This window comes from Chromobacterium sp. Ag138, assembly GCF_055181315.1.
Genome location: NZ_JBUPWA010000001.1, coordinates 1,848,027 through 1,862,269 on the forward strand (window position 1 = coordinate 1,848,027; position 14,243 = coordinate 1,862,269).

14 protein-coding genes are annotated in these 14,243 nt (G+C 64.4%); 2 read left to right on the forward strand and 12 right to left on the reverse strand.

Annotated elements, in window-relative coordinates; genetic code table 11:
• The 12 genes from hflK to ndk all read right to left on the reverse strand — a co-directional run.
• The coding region (hflK, locus tag ACY3GB_RS08340) for an FtsH protease activity modulator HflK (protein ID WP_463088334.1) at nucleotides 1-1,176 on the reverse strand (1,176 nt) is incomplete at its 3' end.
• Nucleotides 1,163-2,293: a ribosome rescue GTPase HflX gene (gene hflX, locus ACY3GB_RS08345; RefSeq protein ID WP_463088335.1), complete on the reverse strand. Its 1,131-nt coding sequence runs from the start codon at nucleotides 2,291-2,293 to the stop codon at nucleotides 1,163-1,165. The genes hflX and hflK, both read right to left, overlap by 14 nt.
• Nucleotides 2,294-2,392: 99 nt before the next feature.
• Nucleotides 2,393-2,653 (reverse strand): RNA chaperone Hfq, encoded by a 261-nt coding sequence (gene hfq, locus ACY3GB_RS08350; RefSeq protein WP_011137080.1) that lies wholly within the window; start codon nucleotides 2,651-2,653, stop codon nucleotides 2,393-2,395.
• Nucleotides 2,654-2,744: 91 nt separating this feature from the next.
• On the reverse strand, nucleotides 2,745-4,154 hold the full coding sequence (der, locus tag ACY3GB_RS08355) for a ribosome biogenesis GTPase Der (RefSeq protein ID WP_046158348.1): 1,410 nt from the start codon (nucleotides 4,152-4,154) through the stop codon (nucleotides 2,745-2,747).
• A 10-nt stretch (nucleotides 4,155-4,164) separates the two neighbouring features.
• Nucleotides 4,165-5,304: an outer membrane protein assembly factor BamB gene (gene bamB, locus ACY3GB_RS08360; protein ID WP_463088336.1), complete on the reverse strand. Its 1,140-nt coding sequence runs from the start codon at nucleotides 5,302-5,304 to the stop codon at nucleotides 4,165-4,167.
• A gap of 4 nt (nucleotides 5,305-5,308) precedes the next feature.
• Nucleotides 5,309-5,938 carry a YfgM family protein gene (locus tag ACY3GB_RS08365; RefSeq protein WP_463088337.1) on the reverse strand — a complete coding sequence of 210 codons (630 nt, stop codon included), beginning with the start codon at nucleotides 5,936-5,938 and terminating at the stop codon, nucleotides 5,309-5,311.
• A gap of 17 nt (nucleotides 5,939-5,955) precedes the next feature.
• Complete coding sequence (gene hisS, locus ACY3GB_RS08370) at nucleotides 5,956-7,227, reverse strand: histidine--tRNA ligase (protein ID WP_070979509.1); 1,272 nt, start codon at nucleotides 7,225-7,227, stop codon at nucleotides 5,956-5,958.
• Nucleotides 7,228-7,262: 35 nt separating this feature from the next.
• The gene (ispG, locus tag ACY3GB_RS08375; RefSeq protein ID WP_463088338.1) at nucleotides 7,263-8,546 is read right to left on the reverse strand and encodes a flavodoxin-dependent (E)-4-hydroxy-3-methylbut-2-enyl-diphosphate synthase; all 1,284 of its coding nucleotides are present in this window, start codon (nucleotides 8,544-8,546) and stop codon (nucleotides 7,263-7,265) included.
• A gap of 13 nt (nucleotides 8,547-8,559) precedes the next feature.
• Nucleotides 8,560-9,498, reverse strand: coding sequence for a helix-turn-helix domain-containing protein (locus ACY3GB_RS08380; protein ID WP_463088339.1), 939 nt, complete (start codon nucleotides 9,496-9,498; stop codon nucleotides 8,560-8,562).
• Nucleotides 9,499-9,500: 2 nt separating this feature from the next.
• Nucleotides 9,501-10,214 (reverse strand): type IV pilus biogenesis/stability protein PilW, encoded by a 714-nt coding sequence (gene pilW, locus ACY3GB_RS08385; protein ID WP_463088340.1) that lies wholly within the window; start codon nucleotides 10,212-10,214, stop codon nucleotides 9,501-9,503.
• 32 nt (nucleotides 10,215-10,246) lie between these two features.
• Nucleotides 10,247-11,341 (reverse strand): dual-specificity RNA methyltransferase RlmN, encoded by a 1,095-nt coding sequence (gene rlmN, locus ACY3GB_RS08390; RefSeq protein ID WP_463088341.1) that lies wholly within the window; start codon nucleotides 11,339-11,341, stop codon nucleotides 10,247-10,249.
• A 66-nt stretch (nucleotides 11,342-11,407) separates the two neighbouring features.
• Nucleotides 11,408-11,833: a nucleoside-diphosphate kinase gene (ndk, locus tag ACY3GB_RS08395; protein ID WP_011137089.1), complete on the reverse strand. Its 426-nt coding sequence runs from the start codon at nucleotides 11,831-11,833 to the stop codon at nucleotides 11,408-11,410.
• 132 nt (nucleotides 11,834-11,965) lie between these two features.
• On the opposite strand from ndk, the gene ACY3GB_RS08400 reads away from it, so the two are divergent.
• Nucleotides 11,966-12,760, forward strand: a complete 795-nt coding sequence (locus ACY3GB_RS08400) for an SPOR domain-containing protein (RefSeq protein WP_463088342.1) — start codon at nucleotides 11,966-11,968, stop codon at nucleotides 12,758-12,760.
• Nucleotides 12,761-13,316: 556 nt separating this feature from the next.
• Entirely contained in the window at nucleotides 13,317-14,240 is a 924-nt protein-coding gene (locus tag ACY3GB_RS08405) for a LysR family transcriptional regulator (RefSeq protein ID WP_463088343.1), read from the forward strand.
• Nucleotides 14,241-14,243 lie beyond the last annotated feature (3 nt).

Below are 14,243 nucleotides of genomic sequence, written 5' to 3' on the forward strand. Positions count from 1 at the left end.
CCCCCCCCCCCCCCCCGAAGCCGGCTGGGCCGGAGCCTCGGGGACCGGGGTTGCGGAGGGTTGCGCCGCAGCGGCGGCGCCCGGTGACGCCATCTGCGTGAGCTTGTCCAGCGGCAGGTAGAGCAGGCTGTTGCCGCCCTTCTGGTCCACCAGCACCTTGCTGCTGTTGTTCATGATCTGCTGCATCATGTCCAGGTACAGCCGGTCGCGCATGACCTTGGGCGCCTTGTTGTATTCAGGCAACACTTGCTTGAAACGCTCGGCATCGCCCTGGGCGCGCTCCACCACCTGCTGCTGGTAGCCTTCGGCCTCCTGCACCAGTCGCGAAGCCATGCCCTTGGCCTTGGGCACCACCTCGTTGGCGTAGGCCATGCCCTCGTTGCGCAGCTTGTCCTTGTCCTGGCCGGCCTTCACGGCGTCGTCGAACGCCGCCAGCACCGCCTGCGGCGGCTGCACGTCGTTGATGTTGACCTTGGCGACGCGGATGCCGGCGCGATAGCGGTCCAGCACCTCCTGGATCAGCTTGCGGGCGTCGGCGGCGATCTGGGCGCGGCCTTCGTTCAGCACGAAGTCCACCTTGTTGCGGCCTACCACCTCGCGGATCGCGGTTTCTGCGGCCTGCTTGACCAGATCCTTGCCGTCGCGCTCGCGCGCGGCGTTGTTGAACAGGAAGGCGCGCGCGTCCTTGATGTCGTACTGCACCGACAGCTGCACGTCGATGATGTTCTGGTCCGAGGTCAGCATCAGCGATTCTTCCGGCACGCGGTTCTGCGCGCTGCCGCGGTAGCCCACTTCGATGCTGCGCAACTCGGTCAGGTTGACGATCTCGGCCTTCTCGAACGGGTACGGCGCATGCCATTGCAGGCCGGGCTCGGTCAGGCGGTTGTAGCTGCCCAGCCTCAGCACCACGCCCTCCTCGCGGGCGTCGACGATGTAGAAGCCGCTGGCCAGCCACAAGGCGGCCAGCACGCCGACCACGACGGCGGCGCCGCCCTTGTACGACGGCGGCGTGAACGACGCGCCGGGGCGGCCGCCCTGATTGCCGCCCTGGCCGCCCTTATCGGGCTTGCCGCCCAAGAGGCGGGACAGTTTTCGGTTCAGATCACGGAACACTTCATCGAGGTCCGGTGGCCCATTCTGGCCGTTGCGGCCACGGTTCGGGTCATTCTGCGACATGCTCGTATGGTTCTTTATGGTTGTTTGCGAAAGGTTGCACCCGTTCGGCAATCGCCTCGCGCAAGAGTTCCAGGCCTTCGCCCTTCAACGCCGACACGCGCACCGAGACGATCACGCCCTCCTCGTCCCGCTCGATCTCCGGCGGCAGCTCGCGCAGATCGCTTTTGTTCCACACGATCAGCTGCGGGATGCCGTCGGCCTCGATTTCGGCCAGCACCTTGTTGACTTCGTCTATCTGCGCGTCGCGCGTATCGTTGGCGCAGTCCACCACGTGCAGCAGCAGATTGGCCTGCACCGTCTCCTCCAGCGTCGCGCGGAACGCCGCCACCAGCGTATGCGGCAGATCGCGGATGAAACCGACGGTGTCCGACACCACCACCGAGGCCTGGTGGTGGAGGAACAGCTTGCGGCTGGTGGTATCCAGCGTAGCGAACAATTGATCGGCGGCGTAGATGTTGGCCTTGGTCAGCGCGTTGAACAGCGTGGATTTGCCGGCGTTGGTGTAGCCGACGATGGACACCGAGGCGACGCCGGCGCGGTTGCGGCTCTTGCGCTGGGTGTTGCGCTGCTTTTGCACCTGGGCCAGCCTATCCTTCAGCGCCTTGACCCGAATGCCCAGCAACCGCCGGTCGGTTTCCAGCTGGGTTTCGCCCGGGCCGCGCAGGCCGACGCCGCCCTTCTGCCGCTCCAAGTGGGTCCAGCCGCGCACCAAGCGGGTGGACAGATGCGACAGCTGGGCCAGTTCCACCTGCAACTTGCCTTCGTGGCTGCGCGCGCGCTGGGCGAAGATGTCCAGGATCAGGCTGTTGCGGTCGATCACGCGGCATTGCAGCGCGCGCTCCAGGTTGCGCTCCTGGCCCGGCGACAGCGCGTGGTTGAAGATCACCACGTTGGCGCCGGTGGCCCGCACCATAGCGGCGATCTCCTCCACCTTGCCCTTGCCGGCGAACAGCGCCGCGTCGGGACGCTGGCGCTTGCCCTGCACCATGCCCAGGATTTCCACCTTGCTGCCGCGCACCAGCTCGGCGCACTCCGCGACGCTTTCCTGGTAGTCGGCATCACCAAAATCCAGGCTGACCAGGATGGCCTGGTCGCCTAAGTCGGGACGATCAAACACTGTTTGCTAACCATATTGAGTACGGCGATAAATGACAAAGGCCGAATGGCCGCATCCTGGGATGCGGCCAATCGGCCCGATCGGCGAAGCGAAGACGGCTTAAGCGTCCTGCGCCTGTTCCTGCTTTTGCGCCGGATGCTCGTGCGGGATGTTGACCGGGCGGGCCGGAACCACGGTGGAGATGGCGTGCTTGTAAACCATCTGCGTCACCGTGTTCTTCAACAGAACGACGTATTGGTCGAAAGATTCAACCTGACCTTGCAGCTTGATGCCGTTAACCAGATAAATGGAAACCGGCACGTGTTCCTTGCGCAGGATATTCAGGAAGGGGTCTTGTAACATTTGCCCTTTAGAGCTCATTCGTTTTTCTCCGAATCGTTGATTGTTGTATTAACTGTCCAGCGAACAGCGCGACGGCCTGCTTATTTTTAGCAGAAAACATTCCGCCGTACTATTTCTTGCTGTTTTTGCCGTAGCGAACTTCCTTTTCCCTGCCCCGCATCTTGGACATTGGCTTGGCCTTGGCCCGCGGCTTGTCCTTTTCATCGTTGTCGAACGGATTATCCGACGACTTGTACTGCACTCTCAGCGGCGTCCCCTGCAGCTTGAACACTTTACGGAAAGTGTGCTCGAGATAGCGGGTATAACTGGCCGGAATGCTGTCCAGCGCGTTGCCGTGCACCACGATTATCGGCGGGTTCTGGCCGCCCTGGTGCGCATAGCGCATCTTGGGACGGATCAGGCCGGAGCGCGGCGGCTGCTGACGCTCCAGCGCCACCTGCAGCACGCGGGTGAGCTTGGGCGTCGCCAGCTTGGCCATGGCCGCGCGGTAGGCTTCGTCGATGGACTTGAACAAGTCTGCCACACCGCGGCCTTCGATGGCCGAGATGTAATGAAACTTTGCGAAATCCAGGAAATTCAGCTTGCGGGCGATCTCGCGGCGCACGTTTTCCTTCTGTTCGCCGTCCAGATTGTCCCACTTGTTCACCGCCACCACCAAGGCGCGGCCCGCTTCCAGCGCGAAGCCGGCGATGGTGGCGTCCTGCTCGGAGATGTCCAGCTGCGCGTCGAGCACCAGCACCGCGACGTTGGCGTCCTCGATCGCCTTCATGGTCTTGATGACGGAAAACTTCTCCAGCATCTCGTTGACCTTGGCTCGGCGGCGCACGCCTGCGGTGTCGATGATGGTATAGGTATGGCCTTCGCGCTCAAAATCAATATAGATGCTGTCGCGCGTGGTCCCGGCCTGGTCGAAGGCGATCACCCGCTCTTCGCCGAGGATGGCGTTCACCAGCGTGGACTTGCCGACGTTGGGGCGGCCGATCACGGCGAACTTCGGATGACGGCTGTCTTCTTCTTCCACCTCGTCGGGGAAGCCTTCCAGCACCAGCTCCATCAGTTCGCGCACGCCGTCGCCGTGGGCGGCGGAGATCACCAGCGGTTCGCCCAGCGCCAGTTCGTGGAACTCGGCGCCGGCGATCGCGTGCTTCATGCCCTCCGCCTTGTTGACGGCCAGGAAGACCGGGCGGTCAAGCTGGCGCAGGCGGTTGGCGATGATCTTGTCCTGCGGCGTCAGGCCGGAGCGGCCGTCCACCAAGAACACCACGGCGTCCGCCTCGTCGACGGCCTGCAGTGTCTGCTTGGCCATCTCGAACAGGATGCCTTCGTCCACCACCGGCTCGAAGCCGCCGGTGTCGACCACCAGGTACGGCTTCTCGCCGACCCGGCCTTGGCCGTAGTGTCGGTCACGCGTCAGGCCCGGCTGGTCGGCGACCAGCGCGTCGCGGCTGCGAGTCAGCCGGTTGAAAAGGGTCGACTTGCCCACATTGGGGCGGCCGACCAGCGCTACGGTAGGTTTCATCTAAAACTGCTTATCCCAGATTCAGCATCGCCAAGCGGCCGTCCTGTCCCTGGATCAGGACGGAAGAGCCGAGCGACACCGGTTGATTGACCGGCCCGGTGGTGCCGATCTTGTTGCGTCCGACGATGCCTCCGCTCTCGTTGGACAGCAGATGGGCATAGCCCTCGCCGTCCACCACCAGCACGAAACGTCCGATCATCGCGGGACCGGAGACGCCACGGTATTTGAGGTCGTCGTTTTTCCATACATTGCGCCCGCTCTGGCGATCATACGCCCAGATCGAGCCGTCTTCCGCCGTCACGTAGACATTGCGGGCATCCACAGCCACGCCGCGGCTGGACGACACCTCGCGCGCCCACTGCAGGCTGCCCGAACGGGCGTCGAAGCACGCCACGCGGCCTTGGTAGGCCACGGCGCACACCTGGCCGCCGTCGAAAACCGGCCGGCTGGTGAGGTCGGTGACGCGCTCCAGCTCGGTGGCGCCGCGCGGCGTCGCCACCGCGCCCTGCCAGATGGTGTTGCCGGTGAGCGGATTGACGATGTCGACGCGGCCGCCGGCCTGCCCCACCATCACCGCTTCCTTGCCCACCGACTGCATCGAGCCGTTGTTGCGCACGGTCAGTTGCGGCAGCACGTTCACCACCGACCATTGCTGCTTGCCGTCGGCCAGGCTGAAGCCGGTCAGGCGGGCGTCGTTGGTGCGGACCACGGCGATGTCGCCGGCGATCTGCGGCGCTTCCAGCATCAGGCTGGTCAGCGGCTGTTCCCATAGGATCTTGCCGCTGGTGCGGTTGACGGCCAACAGCTTGGCGTCCTGCGTGCCGACCAGCACGGTGTCGCCGGCGACGGCCACGCCGCTGGCCAACGCGCGCTTGAGCGACACGTCGGACTGCGCGCGGCCGGACAGCGCGTCCACGCTGCGGATGCGGCCTTCCACGTCGGCGGTCACCACATTGCCGTTGGCGTACACCGGCAGGAAGCTGGCGGCCGGCGCGGCCTGCTGCAGCGTCCATTTGACGTCCAGCGCCTGCAGCGGCTTGATCGCCGCCAGCGGCGTCGGCTGGAACTGGGTGGAGCCCTCGAACCAGCTGGCGCAGCCGGCCAGCAGCAGCGAGGACATCAAGGCGGTAAGCAACAGTTGGCGGCGCATGCGGTCAGCCTCCCAACGCGTCGAGCTTGGTCTGCGCCAGCTGGCGGCTCGGGCTGTCGCCCAGCATCTTCGCCAGCGCGGCCTTGTAGGCATCGCGGGCGCCGCTGTTGTCGCCCTTGGCGACGAGCACGTCGCCCTTCAGCTCCAGGAACTCGGCGTCGAAAGCGGCCGGATGGGCCTGGTTCAGCTCTCCGATCGCGCCGTCGAACTTTTTCTGGTCCAGCAGCAGCGAAGCCAGGCGCAGGCGGGCGATCGCCTGCAGCTCCCCGTCCTTGCCGTTCTTCAATACCCACTCCAGCTGGCTGGCGGCCAGCGCCGGATCGTTCTTGTCGAACGCGGCCTTGGCCAGCACCAGCGCGGCGCGGCTGGCGTAGAGGGTGCCGGCGTATTCGCCCTGCAGTTGCTGCGCGGCCGATTTCAGTTTGGCGATGTCTTTGGCGGCCACCGCGTTGTCGACGGCCTCGTAGGCGGTGGCGGCCTTCTCAGACTGGCCGCGTTCGTACATGCCGTAAGCCTTGTAGCCTAGGTAGCCCAGGCTGACGGCCAGCACCGCGCCGCCGATCAGCTTGCCCCACTGCTGCCAGAATGCCTTCAGAGAATCGATCTGTTCCTGTTCCTGCAAGTCGAACGCCATCGCGTTCCCCCTTCCTATCAAGCTTTCAGAGTGGCGAGGGTGGCCAGAACCGCATCGGCCGCCACGGTCTGCTGGGCGGCTTCGGCGCGCAGCGCCTTCACCACCACCTGACCGGCCTGGATTTCGTTTTCACCGACGATCAGCGCGAACTGCGCGCCGCTGGCGTCGGCCTTTTTCATTTGCGACTTGAAGCTGGCGTCGCCCAGATGCTGCACCACCGAGTAACCGGCGGCGCGCAGGCTCTGCGCGAGCTTCATCGAGTACAGGCCGGCGCCCTCGCCCTGGTTGACCAGGAAAACGTCGACGCTGCGCTGTGCCGGCAGCAGGCCCTTGTCCTGCAGCAACAGCAGCACGCGCTCCATGCCCATGCCGAAGCCGATGCCGGAGGCGGCCTTGCCGCCCAGCTGCTCGATCAGGCCGTCGTAGCGGCCGCCGGCGCAGATGGTGCCCTGGGCGCCCAGCTCGGAGGTCACCCACTCGAACACCGAGCGGTTGTAATAGTCGAGGCCGCGCACCAGGCGCGGATTCTCGATGTACTCGATGCCCAGCGCGGCGATCATCGCCTTCCAGCCCTCGTAATGGGCGCGCGACTCCTCGCCCAGGTAGTCGGACAGCTTGGGCGCGGCGTTGGCCATTTCCTGCAAGGCCGGGTTCTTGGTGTCCAGCACGCGCAGCGGGTTGGTGTGCATCCGGCGCTTGCCGTCCTCGTCCAGGATGTCGACGTGGCGCTCCAGGTAGGCGATCAGGGCCTCGCGATGGGCGGCGCGCTCTTCGGCGTTGCCCAGCGAGTTGATCTCCAGCCGCACGTACTGGCTGATGCCCAGGCGGCGCCACAGGTCGGCGGTCATCGCGATGATCTCGGCGTCGATATCCGGACCGGCCAGGCCCAGCGCTTCCACGCCCACCTGGTGGAACTGGCGGTAGCGGCCCTTCTGCGGACGCTCGTGGCGATACATCGGGCCCATGTACCACAGCTTGGGCGTGGCGTTGTAGAGCAGGTTGTGCTCGACCACCGCGCGCAGCGTGCCGGCGGTGCCTTCCGGACGCAGCGTCAGGCTGTCGCCGTTGAGGCTGTCGACGAAGGTGTACATTTCCTTCTCGACGATGTCGGTCACTTCGCCGATGGAGCGCACGAACAGCGGCGTGCCTTCGACGATGGGGGTGCGGATGTTCTGGTAGCCGTAGTCGGCCAGCAGCTTGCGCAGCGCCTCTTCAAAGTATTCCCATTGGTAGGATTCGGCCGGCAGCACATCGTTCATGCCCTTGACCGCTTGGTATTTCTGAGCCATTGCTATCTTCTTGTATCAGCTGGATTCTGGTTTCGTCAGACGCTCACCGAACGGATCGGAATGATGCGATTGCCATCCTCGCGGCGCTTGGCGCCGCCCTCCCCGTAGCGGGTCTTCACGTACTCGTCGACGATGGCGGTGAACTCCGCGGGAATGTTGTCGCCCTTCAACGTCACATCTTTCTGGCCGTCGACGTAGACCGGCGCCACCGGCACTTCGCCGGTGCCGGGCAGCGAGATGCCGATGTCGGCCAGCTTGGATTCGCCCGGTCCGTTGACCACGCAGCCCATCACCGCCACCTTCATGTCCTCGACGCCTGGGTACTGCAGCCGCCATACCGGCATCTGCTCGCGCAGATAGTTCTGGATGTGGTCGGCCAGTTCCTGGAAGAAGGTGCTGGTGGTGCGGCCGCAGCCCGGACAGGCGGTGACCAGCGGCGTGAAGCTGCGCAGGCCCATGGTCTGCAGCAGCTCCTGAGCGACCACCACTTCCTTGGTGCGGGCCTCGCCCGGCTGCGGGGTCAGCGAGATGCGGATGGTGTCGCCTATGCCTTCCTGCAGCAAGACCGCCAGCGCGGCGCTGGAGGCGACGATGCCCTTGCTGCCCATGCCGGCCTCGGTCAGGCCCAGGTGCAGCGGGTAGTCGCAGCGGCCGCCGAGTTCGCGGTAGACGCTGATCAGGTCCTGCACATTGCTGACCTTGCACGACAGGATGATGTTGTCCGGCGACAGGCCGATTTCCACCGCTTTCTCCGCCGACTCCAGCGCCGACACGATCAGCGCCTCCTGCATCAGCTTGGGCAGCGGCAGCGGGTCGGCCGCGCGGTTGTTGGCGTCCATCATCCGCGCCAGCAGCGCCTGGTCCAGGCTGCCCCAGTTGACGCCGATGCGGACGGCCTTGTCGTGCTCCATCGCGGTGCGGATCATGAAGGCGAACTTGTCGTCGCCCTTGGCGCCCTTGCCGACGTTGCCCGGATTGATCCGGTACTTGGCCAGCGCCTTCGCGCAGTCCGGGAATTCCTTCAGCAGGCGGTCGCCGTTGAAGTGGAAATCGCCGACCAGCGGCACGTCGCAGCCCAGATCGTCCAGCCGCTGGCGGATTTCCGCCACGCGGGCCGCCGCTTCCGGCGAGTTGACCGTGATGCGCACCACTTCGGAGCCGGCCTGCGCCAGCTGGTATACCTGCTCGGCCGTGCCCGCCGCGTCGGCGGTGTCGGTGTTGGTCATCGACTGCACCATCACCGGCGCGCCCGAACCCACCAAAACATGTCCCACCCGCACCTGGCGGGTGGGACGGCGCGCGATGTTCACGCTATCCATTCGCTACCCTGCATCACTTGAGTTGAATCTTGGCGGTAGTGCCCTTGATCTTGTCGGCCAGGTCCACCGGCTTGCCGTTGTAGCTCAGCTCCACCTGGCTGGCGTTGCCTATCACCACCTTGAACGGCGCGGTGCCGACCACCTCGGCCGGATCGCCCGGCTGCATCACCTTGTAAATCAGCCTGCGGCCGTCGGCGTCCTGCACCGACACCCAGGCAGCGTCCTTGACGTTGACGCTGACCTTGTCCGAGCCTTGAGACTGCAGCGCGCTGGCCGCTTGCGTCTTGGCCACCTTGGCCGGCGCGCTCGCCGCCGGTTTCGCGGCGGCCTGGGCGGCGGAGGCTACCGGCTTCGCCGCGGCGGCTGCCGGCGCCGAGGCCGGCTTCGCGGCCTGAACGGCGGCTTTAGCCGATTCGGAAGCCGCCGCCTTGGCCGCCGGGGCCGACGACTGCTCGGTCAGCATCGGGGCCAGTTCGTTGGCGGCGCGCTCCGCCGGCTTCTCCGGCGAGCCGTCGCGGTTGGCGTACCAGTAAGCGCCGCCCGCCACGGCCACGCCCAGCAACAACAGGACCACCCACTTGCCGGCGCCGGCTTCCGTGGCCTCTGCCACCGGCTCCGCCGGTTCCGGGGCCTGCTCGCGCGCGGTGGTGCCCTTGACCAGATTGGCCACGTCGTTCACCGCCGACGGGAAATGCTGCTCCAGCGCCTTCATCAACGGTTCGGAATCCACTTCCAGGAAGCGGGCGTAATTACGGACGAAGCCGCGGACGAAGGTGGCGCCGGGCAGCGAGTCGAAATCGTCGCGCTCTATCGCTTCCAGCTGCCTGAGCGACAGTTTCAGCCTGTCCGCCACTTCTCCCAAGCCAAGGCCGGCCGCTTCCCGGGCGGCCTTCAAGGTTGCGCCGATGCCGCTGGGCCTCGGCGAGTCATGATGTTCGATTTTTTCTTCCATCCTCAGCTTCCACTCAACAGCAGTTGTGTTTCCCTAGAGTCCGGAAACCGGTTCTTTAGTTCATTCTCGCATGCGCGCTCCTGCGCCGCGTTACCGGTTTTGCGGGCGATCCTGGCGCCCAGCCACAGCTCGGCGGCGCCCAGGCCGTCCATCCCGCCGCCGCCGCGCAGCCGTTCGAAATAGAACGCCGCCAGCTTGGCGTTGCCCAGGCCCAGATGCATTTCGGCCAGTTCGCTCAACGCCGGCCCGTAGTTGGGCGCGACGCGCAAAGCGCCCAGCAAATAATCGTTGGCCTGATCCGTCCGCCCCAGCTTGGCGCTGCAGCGGCCCAGATTCAAATAAGCCGATTGTGGCGAATCATACAACGGATTGGCCAGCGCCTTCTGGAACAGGGCCAGCGAGTCCTGCTCCCGGCCGTGCTCGCACAGGAACAAGCCGTAATTGTTGTTGGCCTGCGGATTGCCGGGCTCCAGCCGCAGCGCCTGCAGGTAATCCTGCTCCGCCCGGTCGTCCATCTGCAGCAGGCCCAGCACGTAAGCCCGGCTCAGATAGCCGGTGACATAGGCCGCGTCCGCCGCCACCGCCTGGTTGGCGTTGTCCAGCGCGGACTTGAGATTGCCTATCCTGGCGTACTCCACCGCCAGCTGGCTGCGGATCTTCGCCACTTCCGGCGGATTGCCATCCGCCGCGGCGGGAGCGACTACGCCAAATGCCAACAGCCATCCAGCCCATCTCCCCCGCCATGACGTCATGATTTCCTGTCCTCTATGATCTGCGTCCACTTGGCCTGGCGCCGCGTCTTGTCCTGCACCTGGCCGGCCAGCTGGCCGCAGGCCGCGTCGATGTCGTCGCCGCGGGTCTTGCGCACGGTCACCACGTAACCTTGTTCTTGCAGAATTTCACGGAAAATGCGAATCGCGTTGTTGCTGGAGCGATCATAACCCGAGTTCGGGAACGGGTTGAACGGGATCAGATTGAACTTGCAAGGCACGTCCCGCACCAGCTCCAGCAGCTGGCGAGCATGTTCCGGCCTATCGTTGACCCCGTCAAGCATCACATATTCAAAGGTGATGAAATCGCGCGGGGCCTTTTCCAGGTAGCGGCTACAGGCGGCCATCAGTTCGGCAAGCGGGTATTTTTTGTTGATCGGCACGATCACGTCGCGGATCGCGTCGTTGGACGCGTGCAGCGATACCGCCAGCGCCACCGGGCACTCTTCGCGCAGCCGGTCCATCTGCGGCACCAGGCCGGAGGTGGACAGCGTCACGCGGCGGCGGGACAGGCCGTAGCCGTGGTCGTCCAGCATGATCTGCATCGCGCTGACCACGTTGTCGAAGTTGGCCAGCGGCTCGCCCATGCCCATCATCACCACATTGGACACCACGCGCTCGTTCTTGGGCGTCACGCCCATCGCCTTATTGGCCCACCACAGCTGGCCGATGATCTCGGCGGTGGACAGGTTGCGGTTGAATCCCTGGCGGCCGGTGGAGCAGAACGTGCACTCCAGCGCGCAACCCACCTGGGATGACACGCACAAGGTGCCGCGGTCGTCTTCCGGAATGAACACGGTTTCCACACCGTTGCCGGTGCCGACGTCGAGCAGCCACTTGCGGGTGCCATCACTGGACTCCTGCCCGGTCATCAGCGACGGCACGCCCACCTCGGCGCGCTCGTGCAGCTTGGCGCGCAGGCTCTTGGCGAGGTCGGTCATCGCGTCGAAATCGTCTTCGGCCATCTGGTGCATCCAGCGCATCACTTGCTTGGCGCGGAACGGCTTCTCGCCCATCTCGGCGAAATGCCGGGTGAGCTGGTCCAGATTGAAGTCGAGCAGGTTGGTTTTCATGCAATCCTCAGCAGGCAAAAGAGGCCGCCGGCAGCGGCGACCTCCGGTCATTCAACTACTTTTGAATCAGCGGGAGCTGATTTCGGAAGCGGCGAAGAAGTAAGCCACTTCGATGGCAGCGTTTTCCACGCTGTCGGAGCCGTGAACGGCGTTGGCGTCGATCGATTCGGCGAAGTCGGCGCGGATGGTGCCGGCTTCAGCTTTCTTCGGATCGGTGGCGCCCATCAGTTCGCGGTTCTTCAGCACGGCGTTCTCGCCTTCCAGCGCCTGGATCATCACCGGGCCGGAAACCATGAAGTCAACCAGGTCCTTGAAGAAAGGACGCTCTTTGTGCACGGCGTAGAAGCCTTCGGCTTCGGCGCGGGACAGTTGCTTCATCTTGGCTGCGACGATCTTCAGGCCCGCGGACTCGAAGCGGTCGTAGATTTTGCCGATCACGTTTTTGGCTACAGCGTCCGGCTTAACGATGGACAAGGTGCGTTCGATTGCCATATAAATTCTCCCTAACGACAAGACAAGTGGCTAAACTTGAGTATTATTACGCCACTCGGGTTACCCAATTCTGACGAACCCGCTATTTTAGCAGCGTTTTCAATCACGTGCTGCATATTCCGATCAGGCACCATGCGCGAACAAAACCAACAGCAGCAGCCGTACGACGGCGAAGACGAATCCAATCTCAACGGCAAGCTGAAAAAACGGCTCTGGATCGCCGGCGGCCTGGTCGCCGTCGCGCTGGCCGCCATTCCGCTGATGGACGCGCTGACCAAGCCCAAGGTGGAAATGAGCAGCGAGGCGCAAAGCCCCAGCTCCGGCAAAATCATCAAGCCGGCCTCGTCGCCCGACGCCGGCGCCATCACCGTCCAGATCAAGCCCGCCAGCGCGCCGGCCGCGCAAAGCAGCGCCCCGGCGGCCGAAACCGTCAACCGCGCGCCCGCCTCGCCCGCCGAGGCCATTCCGGCAACCCCGGACCTGAGCAAGACTCCCGCCATCGCCAACCAGCAAGCGCCGCGCCACGCCGCGCCGCCGGCGAACCACGCCCAGCGACAGGCCGCGCCGCAGCCTCAGACGGAAAAACAAGCCACGCCCCCGTCCAAGGAAGCGCAGGCCAAGCCGCCGGCGCAACGCGCCGCGCCGGCCCCGGCAGAGACCACCCCCTCACCGGCGGCGGCCGCGCCCAGCCCGGCCAAGGCGGAGCCGGCGGGCAGCTCGGTTGGCTATCAAGTCCAGCTAGGCCTGTTCTCCAGCATGAGCAACGCGCAGAAACTGGTGCGAGACCTGCAAAAACACGGCATCGCCGCCCACACCGTCACCAGGGTGCAACTGGGTCCGTTCAAAAACCGCGCCGAGGCCGACGAAGCGATGAGAAAACTGCGCGAGCTCGGCTATTCGCCGCTACTCGCAGCCGGGGGACAATAAGCCACCCAAAGGCCAAGCCCGCGCCCGGCGGGCTTTTCTCGCAGGCCGCGGAAATGCAAAAAGCCCCAGGCATCCGCCTGGGGCTTTTCACGCATTCTGGCAGGCAGTACAGGGCTCGAACCTGTGACCCTCGGAATCAAAATCCGATGCTCTACCAACTGAGCTAACTGCCAACACTTCTCAAACCGCGTTGCGTTTCGAGAGAGGAGAAATATACCTTGCCGAATTGAGCCTGGCAAGCCTTTTTTGAAAAAAATGCGCACCCTGCTCTGCATGGCCGCCATGCCTGTCCGCGCATCCGTTTTTATGGCGACCTCTCCGCAACGGAATGTCCCTTTGCCGAAACAGAATGATGGCACAGTCGGCATGATATTTGTCATAATATACGCGCAAAGTGATATTCATTTATCATTTAAATTCTTTGCTCGCTCAGCTTTGCAGCCATCTACGCACCGACGCCGCAGCCGGCCATCAACATACGGCCCGCTCCGCTTAGAAAAACAAATGATTCCCGTTAGCGAACCCGCCTACGGAATCCATCCGGGATCAACAAGCCATGCTGCTCAACAACCGAGTCCGCAAGCTCGACTTTCAGGATCTGGTCATTTTCCAGCTGCTCCACAAGCACAGAAGCGTTACCGAAGTGGCGGAACAGCTCAGCGTCAGCCAGTCGACCATCAGCTACTGCCTGAAACGGCTGCGCGACTGCTTCAACGACGAACTGTTCATCAACTCCCGGCTCGGCATGAGCCCGACCCAGCGCGCGGAGGCGCTGTCGCCCCGCATCCAGAACATCCTGAACCAGATGGCGGAATGCGTTCAGGAGGACACCGCCTTCAATCCCAATGCGGACACATCCTCCTTCACCATCTACGCGCCGGAATACTTCGAGATACTGGTGATGCCGGAGCTGATGAAGAACATCCTGGAAGCCGGCTACCGGGTCTCGATCAACATCAAGAAACCAGAAAAAGACCTGCCCTACGCGGACATCGTCGGCGGCCAGATCGATCTGGCCATCTTCTTCGGCCCCGGCTTCTATCGCACCTACCCCGGCCTGGCCACCCAGACACTGTTCCGCGACCATCTGCTGGCGGTGCAGGACGGAGAGGACGACCCGCTCCCCCTGCCGCTGGACGACATGCTGGAGAGGCGGCACGTGTTTCCAACCCCCTGGGTCTCCGACAGCAATATGGTGGACGGCTGGCTGCGCTCCCAGGGCCGCCACCGCACCATCGCGGCGCGGGCCAACAGCTACTATTCGGCCATCGAGCTGCTGCCCGGCACCGATCTGCTGCTGATGCTGCCGCGGCGGATACACGAGCGGGTGAAGCGCCAGCAGCCCAATATCGGCGCGCGTCCGGTGCCCGACGGCATGCCCGACTTCACGCTGGACATGGTGTGGAGCGCGGCGCTGGCCAACAGCCAGGCCAACATCTGGCTGCGCCAGCAACTGATCCGCGCCTGCGCCAACATTTAACCC

Coding starts and splice junctions, on each gene's coding strand:
- hisS (WP_070979509.1), bottom strand. CDS start 7,227: ATGGCTCAGAAATACCAAGCGGTCAAGGGCATGAACGATGTGCTGCCG.
- ACY3GB_RS08405 (WP_463088343.1), top strand. CDS start 13,317: ATGCTGCTCAACAACCGAGTCCGCAAGCTCGACTTTCAGGATCTGGTC.
- ACY3GB_RS08400 (WP_463088342.1), top strand. CDS start 11,966: ATGCGCGAACAAAACCAACAGCAGCAGCCGTACGACGGCGAAGACGAA.
- ACY3GB_RS08380 (WP_463088339.1), bottom strand. CDS start 9,498: ATGGAAGAAAAAATCGAACATCATGACTCGCCGAGGCCCAGCGGCATC.
- ACY3GB_RS08365 (WP_463088337.1), bottom strand. CDS start 5,938: ATGGCGTTCGACTTGCAGGAACAGGAACAGATCGATTCTCTGAAGGCA.
- der (WP_046158348.1), bottom strand. CDS start 4,154: ATGAAACCTACCGTAGCGCTGGTCGGCCGCCCCAATGTGGGCAAGTCG.
- ndk (WP_011137089.1), bottom strand. CDS start 11,833: ATGGCAATCGAACGCACCTTGTCCATCGTTAAGCCGGACGCTGTAGCC.
- rlmN (WP_463088341.1), bottom strand. CDS start 11,341: ATGAAAACCAACCTGCTCGACTTCAATCTGGACCAGCTCACCCGGCAT.
- bamB (WP_463088336.1), bottom strand. CDS start 5,304: ATGCGCCGCCAACTGTTGCTTACCGCCTTGATGTCCTCGCTGCTGCTG.
- hfq (WP_011137080.1), bottom strand. CDS start 2,653: ATGAGCTCTAAAGGGCAAATGTTACAAGACCCCTTCCTGAATATCCTG.
- ispG (WP_463088338.1), bottom strand. CDS start 8,546: ATGGATAGCGTGAACATCGCGCGCCGTCCCACCCGCCAGGTGCGGGTG.